At 63.6% G+C, this 15,498-nt stretch carries 15 protein-coding genes and 1 tRNA gene; 7 read left to right on the top strand and 9 right to left on the bottom strand.

All coding sequences use genetic code 11. The annotated features are described in order from the left end of the window. Positions 1 to 404: hypothetical protein (locus GSH16_RS06055; protein WP_160852861.1), on the top strand; the 404-nt coding region annotated here is incomplete at its 5' end. On the opposite strand, the gene clpB is transcribed toward GSH16_RS06055, so the two are convergent. Then, positions 398 to 3,004 carry an ATP-dependent chaperone ClpB gene (clpB, locus tag GSH16_RS06050; RefSeq protein WP_160852859.1) on the bottom strand — a complete coding sequence of 869 codons (2,607 nt, stop codon included), beginning with the start codon at positions 3,002 to 3,004 and terminating at the stop codon, positions 398 to 400. The genes GSH16_RS06055 and clpB overlap by 7 nt on opposite strands. Positions 3,005 to 3,240: 236 nt before the next feature. Here clpB and pyrF point away from each other — a divergent pair, with 236 nt between their 5' ends. Then, entirely contained in the window at positions 3,241 to 3,927 is a 687-nt protein-coding gene (gene pyrF, locus GSH16_RS06045) for an orotidine-5'-phosphate decarboxylase (protein WP_160852857.1), read from the top strand. A 66-nt stretch (positions 3,928 to 3,993) separates the two neighbouring features. After that, positions 3,994 to 5,247 carry a DNA polymerase IV gene (locus GSH16_RS06040; protein WP_160853075.1) on the top strand — a complete coding sequence of 418 codons (1,254 nt, stop codon included), beginning with the start codon at positions 3,994 to 3,996 and terminating at the stop codon, positions 5,245 to 5,247. 195 nt (positions 5,248 to 5,442) lie between these two features. Here the strand turns inward: GSH16_RS06040 and GSH16_RS06035 are convergent, their stop codons facing one another. Next, the gene (locus GSH16_RS06035; protein WP_160852855.1) at positions 5,443 to 6,300 is read right to left on the bottom strand and encodes an N-formylglutamate amidohydrolase; all 858 of its coding nucleotides are present in this window, start codon (positions 6,298 to 6,300) and stop codon (positions 5,443 to 5,445) included. Positions 6,301 to 6,433: 133 nt separating this feature from the next. Here GSH16_RS06035 and GSH16_RS06030 point away from each other — a divergent pair. Next, positions 6,434 to 6,508: transfer RNA gene (locus GSH16_RS06030), tRNA-Val, on the top strand. Positions 6,509 to 6,601: 93 nt separating this feature from the next. Further along, entirely contained in the window at positions 6,602 to 6,727 is a 126-nt protein-coding gene (ykgO, locus tag GSH16_RS06025; protein ID WP_010141322.1) for a type B 50S ribosomal protein L36, read from the top strand. Between the two features lie 93 nt (positions 6,728 to 6,820). On the opposite strand, the gene GSH16_RS06020 is transcribed toward ykgO, so the two are convergent. Genes GSH16_RS06020 through GSH16_RS06010 form a run of 3 tightly spaced genes read right to left on the bottom strand, consistent with a single transcriptional unit; the run spans position 6,821 to position 9,341 of the window. Then, positions 6,821 to 7,432: a TadE/TadG family type IV pilus assembly protein gene (locus tag GSH16_RS06020; RefSeq protein ID WP_160852853.1), complete on the bottom strand. Its 612-nt coding sequence runs from the start codon at positions 7,430 to 7,432 to the stop codon at positions 6,821 to 6,823. Further along, positions 7,432 to 7,974: a TadE/TadG family type IV pilus assembly protein gene (locus tag GSH16_RS06015; protein ID WP_160852851.1), complete on the bottom strand. Its 543-nt coding sequence runs from the start codon at positions 7,972 to 7,974 to the stop codon at positions 7,432 to 7,434. The genes GSH16_RS06020 and GSH16_RS06015 overlap by 1 nt, the downstream gene beginning before the upstream one ends. Beyond that, entirely contained in the window at positions 7,971 to 9,341 is a 1,371-nt protein-coding gene (locus tag GSH16_RS06010) for a TadE/TadG family type IV pilus assembly protein (protein ID WP_160852849.1), read from the bottom strand. Before GSH16_RS06010 ends, GSH16_RS06015 begins: the two co-directional genes overlap by 4 nt. A 572-nt stretch (positions 9,342 to 9,913) precedes the next feature. Here GSH16_RS06010 and aqpZ point away from each other — a divergent pair. Both aqpZ and GSH16_RS06000 read left to right on the top strand, forming a co-directional pair. Next, positions 9,914 to 10,609, top strand: coding sequence for an aquaporin Z (gene aqpZ, locus GSH16_RS06005; RefSeq protein WP_160853073.1), 696 nt, complete (start codon positions 9,914 to 9,916; stop codon positions 10,607 to 10,609). Positions 10,610 to 10,701: 92 nt separating this feature from the next. Continuing rightward, on the top strand, positions 10,702 to 11,745 hold the full coding sequence (locus GSH16_RS06000; RefSeq protein WP_160852847.1) for an aldo/keto reductase: 1,044 nt from the start codon (positions 10,702 to 10,704) through the stop codon (positions 11,743 to 11,745). A 16-nt stretch (positions 11,746 to 11,761) separates the two neighbouring features. Here the strand turns inward: GSH16_RS06000 and GSH16_RS05995 are convergent, their stop codons facing one another. The 4 genes from GSH16_RS05995 to GSH16_RS05980 all read right to left on the bottom strand — a co-directional run bounded on the left by GSH16_RS05995 (position 11,762) and on the right by GSH16_RS05980 (position 15,475). Continuing rightward, positions 11,762 to 12,985: a phenylacetate--CoA ligase family protein gene (locus tag GSH16_RS05995; RefSeq protein WP_160853071.1), complete on the bottom strand. Its 1,224-nt coding sequence runs from the start codon at positions 12,983 to 12,985 to the stop codon at positions 11,762 to 11,764. Then, positions 12,985 to 13,296 (bottom strand): DUF6958 family protein, encoded by a 312-nt coding sequence (locus tag GSH16_RS05990; RefSeq protein ID WP_160852845.1) that lies wholly within the window; start codon positions 13,294 to 13,296, stop codon positions 12,985 to 12,987. The genes GSH16_RS05995 and GSH16_RS05990 overlap by 1 nt, the downstream gene beginning before the upstream one ends. Next, the gene (locus GSH16_RS05985) at positions 13,296 to 14,120 is read right to left on the bottom strand and encodes an ABC transporter ATP-binding protein (protein ID WP_160852843.1); all 825 of its coding nucleotides are present in this window, start codon (positions 14,118 to 14,120) and stop codon (positions 13,296 to 13,298) included. Before GSH16_RS05985 ends, GSH16_RS05990 begins: the two co-directional genes overlap by 1 nt. A 68-nt stretch (positions 14,121 to 14,188) precedes the next feature. After that, on the bottom strand, positions 14,189 to 15,475 hold the full coding sequence (locus tag GSH16_RS05980) for an ABC transporter substrate-binding protein (protein ID WP_160852841.1): 1,287 nt from the start codon (positions 15,473 to 15,475) through the stop codon (positions 14,189 to 14,191). Positions 15,476 to 15,498 lie beyond the last annotated feature (23 nt).

Genomic DNA, 15,498 nt, shown 5'->3' with positions numbered 1-15,498 from the left:
TGAAGCTGACACTCTCATCATCGGAGCCGAAACCCCTAAAGAGCCGATATGCAAAACGTCCGGTCGTCGAAACGAACCAAACCGCCCGCATATCTCTTCATCTGTATCAAAATTTCAAAGAGCGTGGAGACAATAAGTTTTGGTTGCGCCTGTATGGCGCCGCCGCCGCCCGTCATCTCCGTTGTTGTTACCGTGGCGACCGTGTTGTTCGCTCCGGTGAGGCGTTATCTAGGGATATCCGCAGAGTCGCGCAAGCGCTTTTTTCAAAAAATGGTCATATTCCGTCGATTTTTTTCCAGGCGGTCAAAAAGCCCTTGTTTTACAAGGCCCGTCACTCCCGGAGCACCCTGCCCGACCGCTCTGGGGCGGCCGGACAGGGCATTTTCTGTGCCGGCGATCAGTGAATCGTCGCGGCTTCGATTCCGTCGGCCGGTGCTTCGCCGTTCACCGTGAGCCCGGCCGGTCCGGCCTCGACCGGAACTGTGTCCCCGTCATGGATCGCACCTTTCAGGATCTGCTCCGCGAGCGGGTTCTGCAGATGGGTCTGCATCACACGTTTCAGAGGCCGCGCACCGTAAACCGGGTCATATCCCTTGTCGGCGAGCCATGTCCGCGCGCCCTCGTCGAGCGCGAGCGTGACATTCCTGTCGGCAAGCCGACCGGAGAGCTGGCGCAGCTGGATCTCGACGATCCCGTCCATATCCGCGCGCGACAGCCGGTCGAAGACGACCTGCTCGTCGAGCCGGTTCAGGAACTCGGGCTTGAAATGCCCGCGCACCGCTTCCAGCACCTGCGCCTTTTCAAGCGCCGCATTCGCATTGTCCCCGGTATGGGACAGCGCCTGCGAGCCGAGGTTCGAGGTCAGGATGATGAGCGTGTTCTTGAAATCGACCACATGGCCCTGGCTGTCGGTCAGCCGCCCGTCATCGAGCACCTGCAACAGCACGTTGAACACGTCCGGATGGGCTTTCTCCACCTCGTCGAAAAGCACAACCTGATAGGGCTTGCGCCGCACGGCTTCCGTCAGCACACCGCCCTCGTCATAGCCGACATAGCCCGGAGGCGCGCCGATCAGACGTGCGACGGCATGTTTCTCCATGAACTCGGACATGTCCACGCGGGTGAGCGCGGCCTCGTCGTCGAAGAGAAACTCCGCGAGTGCCTTCGTAAGCTCGGTCTTGCCAACGCCGGTCGGCCCGAGGAACAGGAAGCTGCCCATCGGGCGGCCCGGATCGTTGAGGCCGGCACGCGCCCGCCGCACCGCGTTCGATACGGCTTCGACCGCCGCGCGCTGGCCGATGACCCGGCGCCCGAGCTCTTCTTCCATGCGCAACAGTTTCTCGCGCTCGCCTTCGAGCATTCGGTCGACCGGAATGCCGGTCCAGCGCTCCACGACAGAGGCCACCTGCTCGGCGGTCACGGCTTCCTCGACCATCACGTCATCCTCCGCCGCTTCGGCCTCGGCAAGCTGCTTCTCCAGCCCCGGGATCACGCCGTAGGACAGTTCGCCCGCCTTGCCGAGGTCGCCCTCGCGCTTGGCCTGATCCAGCTCGGCCCGCGCACGGTCGAGCTTTTCCTTGATGTCGCGGGCGCCGGCGAGCTTGTCGCGCTCGGCCTGCCACTGGGCGGTCATCTCGGCGGACTTTTCCTTCAGCTCGGCCAATTCGCCTTCCAGCCGGTCCAGACGGTCGCGCGAGGCGTCGTCCTTCTCCTTCTTCAGGGCCTCGGCCTCGATCTGTTTCTGAAGCAGTTCACGGTCGATCGCGTCCAGCTCTTCGGGTTTGCTGTCGACGGCCATCCGCAACCGCGAGGCAGCCTCGTCCATCAGGTCGATGGCCTTGTCGGGCAGGAACCGGTCGGTGATGTAGCGGTGCGACAGGGTCGCGGCCGCCACCAGCGCCGAGTCGGCGATCCGGATGCCGTGGTGAAGTTCGTACTTCTCCTTGATGCCGCGCAGGATCGAGATCGTGTCCTCGACGGTCGGCTCGTCGACCATCACCGGCTGGAACCGACGGGCCAGAGCGGCGTCCTTTTCGACATATTTGCGATACTCATCGAGAGTCGTTGCGCCCACGCAGTGCAGTTCGCCCCGCGCCAGCGCCGGCTTCAGGAGATTGGACGCATCCATCGCCCCATCCGACTTGCCCGCGCCGACAAGCGTGTGCATCTCGTCGATGAAAAGGATGATGCCGCCCGCGGCCTCGGTCACCTCGGTGAGCACGGCCTTAAGCCGTTCCTCGAACTCGCCGCGATATTTCGCACCAGCAATGAGCGCGCCCATGTCGAGCGCCATCAGCGTCTTGCCGGCAATGCTGTCGGGCACATCGCCGTTGACGATGCGCAGCGCCAGTCCTTCGGCGATTGCCGTCTTGCCGACGCCCGGGTCGCCGATCAGCACAGGGTTGTTCTTCGTCCGGCGGGTCAGCACCTGCATCGTGCGCCGGATCTCGTCATCGCGGCCGATGATCGGGTCGATCTTGCCCTCCCGCGCAGCGGCGGTCAGATCGCGCGCATATTTCTTCAGCGCGTCATAGCCCTCCTCTGCGCTCGCGCTGTCGGCCGTGCGACCCTTGCGGATATCGTTGATCGCCTCGTTGAGCGCCTGCGCCGACACACCCGCCGATTTCAGCGCATCATTCGCACCCGACCGTGTGACGGCCAGCGCGGTCAGCACCCGTTCGACGGTGACGAAACTGTCGCCCGCCTTTTGGGCGATCTTCTCCGCCTCGGCCAGAACCTTGCCGGTCTGGGCGTCCATATAGAGCTGCCCGTCACCGCCTTCGACGGCCGGCTGCTTGGCGAGTGCCGCATCCACGGCCTCGCGCGCACGGTTCGGATCGCCGCCCGCGCGTTTGATGAGATTTGCGCTCAGCCCCTGCTCGTCATCGAGCAGCGCCTTGAGCAGATGTTCGGGAAGCAGCCGCTGGTGGCCGTCTCGCATTGCGATCGTCTGGGCTGCCTGCACGAAGCCGCGCGCCCGATCGCTGAACTTTTCGAAGTTCATACCTCACTCCTTATAAGCGTCTGATTGTCTGCTGGCCCGAATCCGGCGCCTTCAGACGTGACCTTGATCTGTGGACCGCCCGTATCGGCGCGATCCCTTGCACAAGAAATGGGCACTCGCAGGGGCCACGACAAGGCCCGTACGCCCCCAGATTTTCCTTCCACCGCCCTGTCGCGCCGCCTAGAAGTGGGGCGGAACGGCGCCGGCTGCGCCAGCTGCAATCGAAAGGTTCCGAGATGATTGATGATCGCCTGATCGTGGCACTGGACGTGCCCACCGCACTCGACGGTCTGCGCCTGGCGCGCACGCTGGAGGGCCGGGTCGGCTTCTACAAGATCGGACTGGGGATGCTGACGGGCGGCGGGCTGGCGCTGGCCAACGAGTTGAAGGAGAAAGGCAACCGGATCTTCCTCGACATGAAGCTCTTCGATATTGCCGCCACGGTGGAGGCGGCGGTCAGCGGGCTGGCGCAGTTCGACCTCGATTTCCTGACCGTTCATGGCGACCCGCATGTTGTGCGCGCCGCCGTGGCCGGACGCGGCACGCGCAAGACCAAGATCCTTGCGGTGACGATCCTGACCTCGCTCGACCGGGGCGACCTCGATCTGGCGCTCATCAAGCCGGGCAAGGTCGAAGATCTTGTGACCGAGCGCGCCCGGCTTGCGTTCCTTGCGGGTGCTGACGGGGTCATCGCCTCGGCCGAGGAAGCCCATGCGATCCGCGCCCTGCCGGAAGCCGAGGGCCGGCTCATCGTCACGCCGGGCGTGCGGCCGCTCGGTTCTGCCGCCGGTGACCAGAAGCGCATCGCGACGCCCGCAAACGCAATTCGCAACGGGGCGGACCATATCGTCGTGGGGCGCCCGGTCTGGCAGGCCGACGACCCCGCTGCCGCCGCGCAGGCGATCCTCGACGAATTGCCCTGACACTGGCGCCCCGCCCTTGCCGCATGGCGAGGGCTTTGAGACACTGGACGAATGACCGACACCGCCGTGCCCGCGATCTGCCGCGACTGTCTCGCGGCGTTCGACACGCCGGGCCGCTGCCCCGACTGCGGCTCGCCGCGGCTGTTGCGCCACGCGGAACTCAACGATCTGACCATCGCGCATATCGATTGCGACGCTTTCTATGCGTCGGTGGAAAAGCGCGACGACCCCGATCTGGCCGACAAGCCGGTGATCATCGGGGGCGGCAAGCGCGGCGTCGTTTCCACCGCCTGCTATGTGGCGCGCATTCGCGGCGTGAAGTCGGCCATGCCGATGTTCAAGGCGCTGAAACTCTGCCCCGAAGCGGTGGTCCTGAAGGGGCGGATGGATGTCTACTCGGATGTATCGCGCGACATTCGCGACCGGATGCTGCACCTGACCCCTGCGGTGGAGCCGCTCTCGCTCGACGAGGCGTTCCTGGACCTGACCGGCACGCAGCGGCTGCACGGTGCCTCGCCAGCCCGGATGCTGGCGGGACTTGCCGCGGAAATCGAGGCCGAACTGGGCCTGTCCGTGTCGGTCGGCCTGTCGCACAACAAGTTTCTCGCCAAGATCGCCTCCGACCTCGACAAGCCGCGCGGCTTCTCTATCATCGGACGGGCAGAGACGCCCGATTTTCTGGCGGCGCAGCCGGTCGGCGTGATCTGGGGCGTGGGGGCGGTCAGCCGCAAACATCTCGAAGAGGCGGGAATCCGGCGGATCAGCGACATCTTGCGCTGGGATCACGGCGATCTGGTCAAACGGTTCGGGGGGCTTGGCGACCGGCTCTATCATTTGGCGCGCGGGCAGGACCGGCGCCGCGTGACCGCACGGGCGCCGGTAAAGTCCATTTCCAACGAGACGACTTTCTTCGAGGATACCGGCGCCATGTCGCTCCTTGACGGCCATCTCTGGCGCCTTTCGGAGAAGGTCGCCGACCGCGCCAAGGCCCGCGACCTTGCAGGAGCGGTCGTGACGCTGAAACTCAAACGCGCCGATTTTCAGACGCTGAGCCGCCAGCAGCGGCTGGACGTGCCGACGCAGCTGACAGACACGATCTATTCCACCGCGCGCGCGCTTCTCGACCGGGTGGCCGATCAGGGGCCGTTCCGCCTGATCGGGGTCGGGATCAGCCACCTGTCGGACGCGGGCCAGGGCGATCTGGTGGCAGGGCTGCTCGATCCCGTCGCGACACGACGCGGCGAAGCGGAACGCGCCACCGACCGGATCCGCGCCCGTTTCGGCCCACAGGCCATCGTGAAGGGCCGTTCCCTCAACTGACCGGCTGGCAAATCATTTTTTTGCGATCAGCGGGAATTTTTTTGCCAAACTGCAATTGACTTTTGCTGCACTGCAAAACAATATGATCCTCATGATGCACTGCATCATACGCCCGATTGGGCGTTTCCTCCCTAGACTTGGGCCGTGCTAGTCACGGCCCCTTTTTTTTGGAATGCCGGGGCGGCCGCGCCGGACCTATTCGGCAGCCAGTGCCGCGTTGGGCCGCACGAGCGCGGCCAGATCCGCCGCCACCAGTCCGATCCGCCGCCGGACCTCTTCGAAATCGGGCCGTTTGACCTGCCGCGCCTCGTCCATGTAGAGCGCGCGGTCGATCTCGATCTGCAGCGCATGCTGGTTTTTCGAGGGCCGGCCATAGTGGCGGGTGATATGCCCGCCAGCGAAGGGCGCGTTGCGGGCGACGGTGAATCCCTGCGCCATGAAGGCTGCCGCCGCGCCATCCATGATCCAGCGGTCACAGGCCATGCCGAACCGGTCGCCCAGAATGACGTCCGGGCGGCGCGTGCCGACAAGCGGGGCCGCCGCAAGTGCTTCGTGGGGCATCGAATGGCAATCGAACAGCACCGCCATGCCGAACCGCTCCCGCTGCTCGTCGAGCAACCCGCGCAATGTCTGGTGATAGGGCCAGTAGGCGGCCTCGATCCGTTCGCGCGCGGCCTCCAGCGTGATCTTTCCGTTGCGGATCTCCCGCCCCTCGCTGACCACGCGGGGGATGACGCCAAGACCGGCCGCAACCCGCGGATTGATCCCGGTCTGGCGGACACCGGCCACAAGTGCCGGGTCCAATTCGTCCGCCGCGCGGTTCAGGTCGACATAGGCCCTTGCATAGACCGAGGACAGCAGCGGCGCTCCCTGTTGCGGAACGCTCGCGAAGAGCTGGTCGACAAACATGTCCTCGGAGGTGCGAATCTCCGCCGCGCCGAGTCGGGACGCGGCCATGAACCGGTCCGGATAATGCGCGCCGCTATGCGGGGAAGAGAAGACGGCACAAGTGGTTACACGCTGCGGATCGCTCCGCCGGAATGCGACTACCATGGGGTCCTGCCGTGCCATGATCCCCTTCTATCCTTCCCCGCAAAGATCGTCAAAAGCCTCTTGAACCCCGTCGCGACTCCTTTTATAGACACCGCACGCGGCGCCGCCGAATGGGGGTGCCGATTGCTTTTTCGGGCGTATAGCTCAGCGGGAGAGCACTTCGTTGACATCGAAGGGGTCACTGGTTCAATCCCAGTTACGCCCACCATTCCCCGCCCGCAGGGGAAGAGAAGCAGACAAGGCCCGCAAGGGCAGGATTTTGGCGCCGGCCACCGCGCGCCGCTGAAAAAGGAGAGAGGCCATGAAGGTCAGAAATTCGCTTCGCTCCCTCAAGCAGCGCCATCGCGATTGCCGTGTTGTGCGCCGCAAGGGACGGGTCTATGTGATCAACAAGACCCAGCGCCGGTTCAAAGCCCGCCAGGGCTGAACCCCGCAAGTTTCAAAAAAGGCCGCGTCCCCCGGGACGCGGCCTTTTTCTTTGTGCGGATGAGTTGTTGCCGACGCGGTGTGTGAGCGCGCGTCAGGTCGACGCCGACGGGCAGAGATTCGAACTGCTGACATCCTTGTGGGCGATCAGTTCGACAAAGCGCGGGCGGGTCACAAGGTGGCTCTCCCAGACCATGTCGGAGATTCCGACCCAATCGACCAGCGGCCGCCACGGCGCCCAGGATTCGGTCAGCACGATGGAATCCCCGTCGGACATGGCCGGGATGATCGCGAACGGGATCTCGCTCTGTTTCATCGGCTGGGCGATGCCCCGCCCCTCGGACCAGACGACGAAATATTCATCATCGGTGTTGGAGAACGGGTCGGCCCCTTCGCGGAAACAGATGCTCGTCATCCGCAGGGCGGTGCTGTTGTGCGACCGCGGCAGCATCTTCTGCTGCAGCGAATAGAGCTCGTCGAGATTGGCATCGGACACGGAGCTGTAACGCGACAGGATGTCGGACACCGTATAGGCCGCCTTGGCCGAATGGCTGCGCGACCGGAACCCGTCCCAGAAGACGAAACTGCCGAGGAACCAGACCATCAGCAGCGGGAAGCTGATGCAGAATTCCACGGTCATCGTCGCGCGCTCGTCGGCCCGGAAGGCCGCGAGACGGGACACCATATATGCGCGCATCACCCGCATCAGGCCGGCTCGTTCATGAATGCGCCGAAAGACACCATCCGGTAGCCACCGGTATTGTCCTTTTCCAGCTGCAGGCCGATGCCAAGGCCCGGGAAGATCGGATCGGTCACTACACAGGCGCGCACGAACATGATTTCCTCATGCGCGCCGGTGCTGAATTCCTTCTTCGGCTCGATCTCTTCGGTCCGGTCGAAACAGTTGGGCTCGTTGCCGGGATAGGCGGCGTTCAGGTCGAGCGGCACCAGTTCCAGCACCAGCGTCCGGCTGCAATCCTTGAAGATCTTGGCGTAGTTGCAGATGTCATCCTTCAGGTCGTCATGGCTCATCGTCGGGTTCTTCACGAGCCGCACGTCCCGAACCGCCATATCCACGCCACGGTCGAGCATCATGTATTTCGTCATCAGCCAGCCGCTTTCGAAGATCGAAAGCACGGTGGAGAAGAGCACGGGCGCGATGATCACGAATTCCACCGTCGCGTTGCCCGAACTGTCGGACCAGAAATGCCGGAGGTGACCGGTGAGGCGGGGCAGGATCTGTCTCATTGCGTCAGCTTCAGTTTCTGAATGTTGGCAGCGATCGTGCCGAAAGCTTCGGCCACGGTCTTGCTGTTCACCAGGAAGTGGTTCACATCCTTCGGTTCGCTGGCGCAATCCTTGAGCGCCGGTTCGCCGAACGTGTCGTTGGTGACAAAGTAGATCGTGTAGATGGTGACCTTCTGGTTGGCCTTGGCCAGATCGCAAATGTTCTTCAGATAGTCGTCACCGATCTTCGTCGACTTGTAGTTGTCGACGATATCATCCCAGTCATAGCCGTCATTATTGTCCCAGTAGGTGGGTTCGTCGACGCCCTTGGTGAACTTCGAGAAATAGGTCGATTCCTTCACCTGCCGCATCTTTGTGTTCGCGCCGTCGGTCATGAGCACGATGACCTTGACCACGTCCTCGTCCGTGTAGGGCAGCGGGCGATCGGCGAAATCGTCGATCACATGGCCCAGCGAATTGAGGTTCGCAACGATCGGCTGCGTGTCCGGATCAAGCAGGGCCACGGCCCATTTCATGCCGTTGTAGATCGCGGTCCAGTGTTCATATTCCAGCCCATTGATCTTCGCCTTGATGGCGGTGGGGTCGTTGGAAAACGGCAGCAGCGTATTGGCCTCCCGCGGGCAGGCCCAGCGCTTGAGGTTGTTGGAGTAGCTGTCCTTCACATGCTGGAACTGTTTCCAGGTCACACCCGTCGGCAGCGCGCCTTCCTTGAAATCCTGCTCGCCGAAGAGGAAGCAGTAGGAATAAGTGTGATAGGTGTCGAGCGCATATTGGTCGGCAAACCATTTCGGCACCGAAACCTGCGCGGAATAGGGAATGACCGAGATGGAGGTCTTCTCCCGCGCTTCCTGTTCGGCCAGCAGGATGTCGACGAACTTGGTCGCCGCATCCTTCATGTCGACCATCGGCTGGTTCTTCATCGAGCCGGAAATGTCGAGCACGAGGGACACTTCCACCTCGCGCTTGCGCTGCTCGGCGGTGCCGCTCGCCACGACAGCCAGCGTGTTGATGCCGATCAGTTTCAGGAAATAGGTCGGGATCTCGTAGCGCGCATGGGCCGTCACCCGCGAATAGTTGAGCCCGCGATCCTCGTTCACGACCAGCTTCAACTCGGCATTGGTGACGGTGCGTGACTTCATATAGTCCTGCACGACGAGTTTCTTGTCCGACAGGGTCTGCTTGAAATCGGCAGCGGCCAGCACGCCGCGGTCCACGGCGTTCTGCAAGTCGGCGCGGGCGGTTTCCTGGCGCATGAAGTCAACCGCCATGCCGGCAGCGACCACCATCATCAGGAACATCATCAGGATGTAGGCCGTGATGGCACCATCCTCGTCCCGCGTGAATTTCTTCAGCGTATGTCTGATCATGACCTTCTTTCCGTCCCCAAATCACCGCCGGATGAGCAAGGCCCCCACTCGCATCCGGACGTTCAACTCGTCACTTTCCGCCAAAGACGGTTACGTTCGGCAAATGCCCGGCTGCAGGTGCAGATTGGGGGCATTCCGGCTCTGGCCAACTGTTGGTCAGGGACCGTCCGATTGTCTTTGGCGAACCAATACACAGTCACCACATCACACGCTGCGGCCGTCAAAGGGATACGGAAACGCTTGCAAGAACACGGTTACGGACTTCGTCCGCAACAGCATTCGGACAGGCACGCAATCCCAAATTTGCCATCACCGGAATGAGCGATCCGGGCGCCGGAAACGTCGACGCAGGCAAACCACAACGGCCCAAAGCTAGCCGATTCTCGGGAATTAAGCAATTATTCCGATGAATTCCGGTGGGTTGTGACATTTTTTACCCAACCTTGGTTAATCCATTTCGGCAACAGATCCCGCCAACAGGCCACCTCTGGTTGCAAATTGTTTGGGTGCGTCGCCCGGCTGCCGCTACCGTTCGGGATGCAAAACAACGCAAACGGGGGACGAGAATGACAATGGTTCAAAAACTGGCGGCCGAGGCATTCGGCACGTTCTGGCTTGTGTTCGGCGGCTGCGGTGCCGCCGTTCTGGCCGCAGGCTTTCCCGACATGGGCATCGGGTTTCTTGGTGTGTCGCTGGCCTTCGGCCTGACCGTCCTGACCATGGCCTTCGCCGTCGGTCATGTCTCAGGCGGACATTTCAATCCAGCGGTAACGGTCGGCCTCTATGTGGGCGGGCGCATCCCCGCCTCGGCCATCCTGCCCTATTGGGCCGCGCAACTGGTCGGCGCCGTGCTGGGTGCAGCCGTCCTTTACGTGATCGCAACAGGGGCGGAGGGGTTCAGCCTGTCCGACGGTTTTGCCGCCAACGGCTATGGCGACTTGTCGCCCGGCGGTTACTCGATGACGGCCGGTCTCGTGGCCGAGGTTGTGCTGACAGCCTTCTTCCTGATCGTGATCCTCGGCTCCACCGATGCGCGGGCGCCCGTCGGGTTTGCCGCCATCGCGATCGGTCTGGCGCTGGTGCTCATCCACCTGATCTCGATCCCGGTGACCAACACGTCCGTGAACCCGGCGCGCTCCACCTCGCAGGCGCTTTTTGCCGGCGGGCCGTATCTTGGCCAGCTCTGGCTCTTCTGGGTCGCGCCCATCGCCGGCGGCATCATCGGCGGGCTCTGCTACAAGATCCTTGGCGGCGATGACGAGGTCTGAGCCCCTCAGCCTCTGAAAATCGGGCAGCGCAGGGTTGCGCTGCCCCGCCTGCCTGTGCACGGTCACGCCGACAGTCACGGGAGGCACTCCACATGAAAATGAATACGCTCGGCCGTTCCGGCATCGAGGTCAGCGAAATCTGTCTCGGGTCGATGACCTGGGGCACCCAGAACAGCGAGGCCGAGGGCCACGAGCAGATGTCCTATGCGGCCGATCAGGGCGTCAATTTCATCGACACGGCCGAGCTTTACCCGACCAATCCGATCAGCGGCGACACGCAGGGCCGCACCGAGGAGATCATCGGCACTTGGTTCAAGGCGCAAGGCAACCGCGACAGGATCGTGCTCGCCAGCAAGGTGACGGGTCCGGGCCCGAAATGGATCCGCGACGGCGGCAAGATCACGCCGCAGGGGATGGAAGACGCGCTCCATGCGAGCCTGAAGCGGCTCGATACCGACTATATCGACCTCTACCAGATCCACTGGCCGAACCGCGGCTCCTACCATTTCCGGCAGAGCTGGACCTACCGCCCGCATGAGCAGGACCGGGCGCAGTCGCTGGCCGAGATCGAGGCCATATTGGAGACGGCGCAGAAGTTCGTCGATCAGGGCAAGATCCGGATGCTCGGCCTATCCAATGAAACCGTCTGGGGGACGGCGAAATATCTCCAGATTGCCGAAGCGAAGAGCTTGCCGCGCGTCGTCTCGATGCAGAACGAATACAGCCTGATGCACCGGATCTACGATCTCGACTTTGCCGAACTGTCCCACCATGAAGAGGTCGGGCTGCTCGCCTATTCGCCGCTCGCCGCGGGCATGCTGTCGGGCAAATATGAAGGCGGCGAGATCCCCGCGGGGTCACGCCGGTCGATTGCCGCCGATCTGGGCGGGCGGGCAACGCCGCGCAGCCTTGCCGTGGTCACGAAATATGTCGAACTGGCCAAGAAGCACGGGCTCGATCCGTCCCAGATGGCGCTCGCCTTCTGTATCGGGCGGCCCTTCATGACTTCGACGATCATCGGAGCGACTTCTATGGACCAGTTGAAAACCGATCTCGGCGCCGCCGGCATGACCCTGTCGGACGAGGTGCAGCGGGACATTCAGGCGATCTACAAGGCCCACCCGATCCCGATGTGACGCGATAGAACAGGCGTCAGTCGTAGCTGCGCTTGTCCTCGATCACCAGCCCGTCGCGCGGCAGCGCGCCGGGCGCTTCCAGCACAACCTCGCCGCGCAACTTGAGCGCCGCGCGCACCGCATCGGCCGCCGCGTCCGCATCCATGCCGCTGCCTTCGAGCCGCACGACCATCCGGTCCTGCTCGCCCGCGCGGTCCACTTCCACCCGCGCCCGCTCCGCGCCGCCGACACGGCTGACCAGTTCGGCCACCTGTTCGGGTCGCACGAACATGCCCTTGATCTTCGCGGTCTGGTCGGCGCGACCCATCCATCCCTTGATCCGCAGGTTGGTCCGCCCGCACGGGCTCGTGCCCGGCAGAACCGCCGACAGGTCACCGGTGGCGAAACGGATCAGCGGATAGTCCCGGTTGAAACTCGTGACGAGCACCTCGCCCACCTCGCCCTGCGGCACCGGATCCCCGGTGCCGGGCGTGACGATCTCGATCAGCACATCCTCGTCAGCGATCATCCCTTCCATCGCGTCCGATTCGTAGGCGATCAGCCCCAGATCGGCCGTCGCGTAGCATTGGCGACAGGCGATCCCGCGATCGGCATAGGCCGCGCGCAGGCTCGGGAAAAGCGCCCCGCCGCTCACGGTTGCGCGGGTCAGGCGGGACAGGTCATGCCCGTCGGCGTCCGCAGCTTCCAAAATCACCCGCAGATAGTCGGGCGTGCCCGCATAGACGGTGACACCCAGATCGGCTGCCGCGCGGGCCTGCAATTCGGTCTGGCCGGTGCCCGCGGGCAGCACCGACGCGCCCACGGCCTCAGCCGCGCTCTCGAACATCATGCCGGCCGGCGTCAGGTGATAGGAAAAGCAGTTCTGCACAAGATCGCCAGCGCCGACCCCGCTTGCGCGCAGGAAGCGGCCCAGCCGGAACCAGTCCGCGCCGCGCCCGGCAGGCTCGTAGATCGGACCCGGCGACTGGAAATAGTGGCGCACCTGCCCGTCTCGGAAGGCCGCATAGCCACCGAGCGGCGGGCGGGCCGCCTGCGCGGCGACAAGATCGGACTTGCGCAACACCGGCAGCCGGACCAAAGCGGCGCGGTCGGTCACCGCTGCAGGCGAGACATCGGCAAGCGCGTCGCGCATCGCAGGTGCCTCGGATTTTGCATGGGCAATGAGGGCCGGCAGATCGCGGGCCAGATCGCTCGCCCGCTGGTCGGCGCTGCGGGTCTCTCGTGCGTCGGGCCTCGTCATCATGCCTCGCTCTCCTGTCGCAATTCGATCTGTTGCGGCGTCGCGCCGGGCACGCGCCCGATCTCGCCGCGCATTTCCAGTTCCAGTTTCACGGTGGCGACATGCCAGCCGACCGAGCCCATCCCCGCACGGTCCGTGTCCGACAGATGGTCGGGAACCGCATCGGTGAGCGCCTTCAGCGTCAATGGACCGCCGGCCAGCGCCGCCAGAATGGCCGCCCGCATCGCCTCGAATTTCCAAGCCGGAATGTTGGTCACGCCGTCCGCGTTCGGCGTCCGGCAGGCAACCTTGTCCGCTTCCGCGCCGGGCATCAACTCAGCCAGCGCTTGCGCCGCCGGTAGGACCGCACGTCGCGGAAGGATTTGCGCCCTTCTTCGGACATGCCGAGATAGAATTCCTTAACGTCCGGGTTTTCGCGCAGATCCGCTGCCGGTCCGTCCATGACGACGCGACCGCTTTCCAGAATATAGCCGTAATGGGCATATTTGAGCGCCACGTTGGTGTTCTGCTCGGCCAGAAGGAAGGAGACGCCCTCCTTCTCGTTCAGGTCGCGCACGATCTGGAAAATCTCTTCCACAAGCTGCGGAGCCAGACCCATGGACGGCTCGTCGAGAAGGATCGTCTCGGGCCGGGACATGAGCGCGCGCCCGATCGCGCACATCTGCTGCTCGCCGCCCGACGTGTAGCCTGCCTGACTGCGGCGGCGCTCTTTCAGGCGCGGAAAATAAGTATAGACCATGTCCAGATCTTCCTGCACGCGGGCCGCGCCGTCACGACGCGTGTAGGCGCCGGTCAGCAGGTTTTCCTCGATGGTCAGATGTTCGAAACAATGGCGGCCTTCCATAACCTGGATGACGCCCGTCTTCACCAGCTCCGACGGATTCAGGTCCGCGACGGGCCGGTTGCGATACAGGATGCTGCCTTTCGTCACTTCTCCGCGCTCGGAATGGAGCAGATTGGAGATCGCCTTCAGCGTGGTCGTCTTGCCCGCGCCATTGCCGCCCAGAAGCGCGATGATCCCGCCCTTGGGCACCGTCAGGGACACGCCTTTGAGCACGAGGATCACGTGATTGTAGATCACCTCGATATTCTTCACCTCGAGCAGGGTGTCCTGAGCGTCGGTCGCGTCGAGCATGGTGCAAGTCCTTGTGGGTGGGGGCCTGCCCGGCGCTTGGCCGGACAGGCTTTTGTCATGTCAGCCGATCAGCTGCAGGCCGGCTCGATGCCGTTCTCTGCCGCATAGGCCGCGCTGTCTTCTTCGATCAGCGCGCCGATCACCTCCATGTCGGAGGGACCGAAATCGGTGATGAGCGACCAAGTCTGCGCTGCCGCATCCCACTGCTGCACCGCGCCGAGGCCCGGGCCGCCATGGTTTTCACAGGACACGGTGAAGGTCGGACCGAAATTCGGCATGCCGAGCGCGGCCTGGCTCTCTTCGGAGATTTCCAGCGCTTCCATCCCGTCGCGCATCATCGCGGGCGTGATGTCTGCCGTGCCATGGATTTCCTGCGCCTTCTTGGCGGCTTCGACGGCCAGCATCGCGGCATAGAGACCACGGTTGTAGAGCACGGTGCCGATCTGGTCGCCCGCGCCCGCAGCCTTGCCCGCATCGACGACATATTTCTGGATATCGTCGAAGACCGGGAAATCGCTGCCGGTATTGTGCAGCGCCAGCGCCTTGTAGCCATTGGCTCCGTCACCGGCCGGAATCACGTCATTTTCCGAACCCGACCACCAGATGCCGACGAAGTTTTCCATCGGGAAGCGGATGTTCGCGGCTTCCTGAATGGCGACCTGGTTCATCACGCCCCAGCCCCACATGAAGACATAGTCGGGCTTTTCGCGGCGGATCTGCAGCCACTGGGACTTCTGCTCCTGACCGGGATGGTCGACGGGCAGCAGCGACAGTTCGAACCCGTGCTTGGCGGACAGTTCCTCCAGCGTGCGGATCGGTTCCTTGCCATAGGCCGAGTTGTGATAGACGAGCGCGATCTTCTTGCCCGACAGGTCGCCACCGTTCAGGTCGAGCACATGGTTTACCGCGTGGCTCGCCCCGTTCCAGTAGTTGGCCGGATAGTTGAAGACCCACGGGAACACCTTGCCGTTGGCCGCCGATGTGCGCCCGTAGCCCATCGAGTGGATCGGGATTCCGTCGGCCGAGGCTTTGGGGATCAGCTGGTAGGTGATCCCGGTGGACAGCGGCTGATAGACCAGCGCACCCTCGCCCTTGGTCGACTCGTAGCACTCGACACCTTTCTCGGTGTTGTAGCCGGTCTCGCATTCCAGCACCCGGGCCGGCACGCCACCGATCCCGCCGTCACGTTCGTTGACCAGCGTGAAATAATCCGCATAGCCGTCCGCGAAGGGGATGCCGTTCGCGGCATAGGGGCCGGTGCGGTAGCTCAGCGACGGAAAGACGAGATCGGCCAGCGCCGGGCTCGCGGCCATCAGCGCCGTCAGGGCGACCGCGGCGGTTCTCTTGAATGTCATGCGATTTTTCCTCCCAGAAAAGT

Origin of the sequence: Oceanomicrobium pacificus (genome assembly GCF_009833495.1) — a bacterium.
GTDB lineage: Bacteria > Pseudomonadota > Alphaproteobacteria > Rhodobacterales > Rhodobacteraceae > Oceanomicrobium > Oceanomicrobium pacificus.
This window is presented reverse-complemented; position numbering and strand designations above follow the sequence as displayed.

Coding starts and splice junctions, on each gene's coding strand:
- clpB (WP_160852859.1), bottom strand. CDS start 3,004: ATGAACTTCGAAAAGTTCAGCGATCGGGCGCGCGGCTTCGTGCAGGCA.
- pyrF (WP_160852857.1), top strand. CDS start 3,241: ATGATTGATGATCGCCTGATCGTGGCACTGGACGTGCCCACCGCACTC.
- GSH16_RS06035 (WP_160852855.1), bottom strand. CDS start 6,300: ATGGTAGTCGCATTCCGGCGGAGCGATCCGCAGCGTGTAACCACTTGT.
- ykgO (WP_010141322.1), top strand. CDS start 6,602: ATGAAGGTCAGAAATTCGCTTCGCTCCCTCAAGCAGCGCCATCGCGAT.
- GSH16_RS06020 (WP_160852853.1), bottom strand. CDS start 7,432: ATGCGGGTGATGCGCGCATATATGGTGTCCCGTCTCGCGGCCTTCCGG.
- GSH16_RS06015 (WP_160852851.1), bottom strand. CDS start 7,974: ATGAGACAGATCCTGCCCCGCCTCACCGGTCACCTCCGGCATTTCTGG.
- GSH16_RS06010 (WP_160852849.1), bottom strand. CDS start 9,341: ATGATCAGACATACGCTGAAGAAATTCACGCGGGACGAGGATGGTGCC.
- aqpZ (WP_160853073.1), top strand. CDS start 9,914: ATGGTTCAAAAACTGGCGGCCGAGGCATTCGGCACGTTCTGGCTTGTG.
- GSH16_RS06000 (WP_160852847.1), top strand. CDS start 10,702: ATGAAAATGAATACGCTCGGCCGTTCCGGCATCGAGGTCAGCGAAATC.
- GSH16_RS05995 (WP_160853071.1), bottom strand. CDS start 12,985: ATGACGAGGCCCGACGCACGAGAGACCCGCAGCGCCGACCAGCGGGCG.
- GSH16_RS05990 (WP_160852845.1), bottom strand. CDS start 13,296: ATGCCCGGCGCGGAAGCGGACAAGGTTGCCTGCCGGACGCCGAACGCG.
- GSH16_RS05985 (WP_160852843.1), bottom strand. CDS start 14,120: ATGCTCGACGCGACCGACGCTCAGGACACCCTGCTCGAGGTGAAGAAT.
- GSH16_RS05980 (WP_160852841.1), bottom strand. CDS start 15,475: ATGACATTCAAGAGAACCGCCGCGGTCGCCCTGACGGCGCTGATGGCC.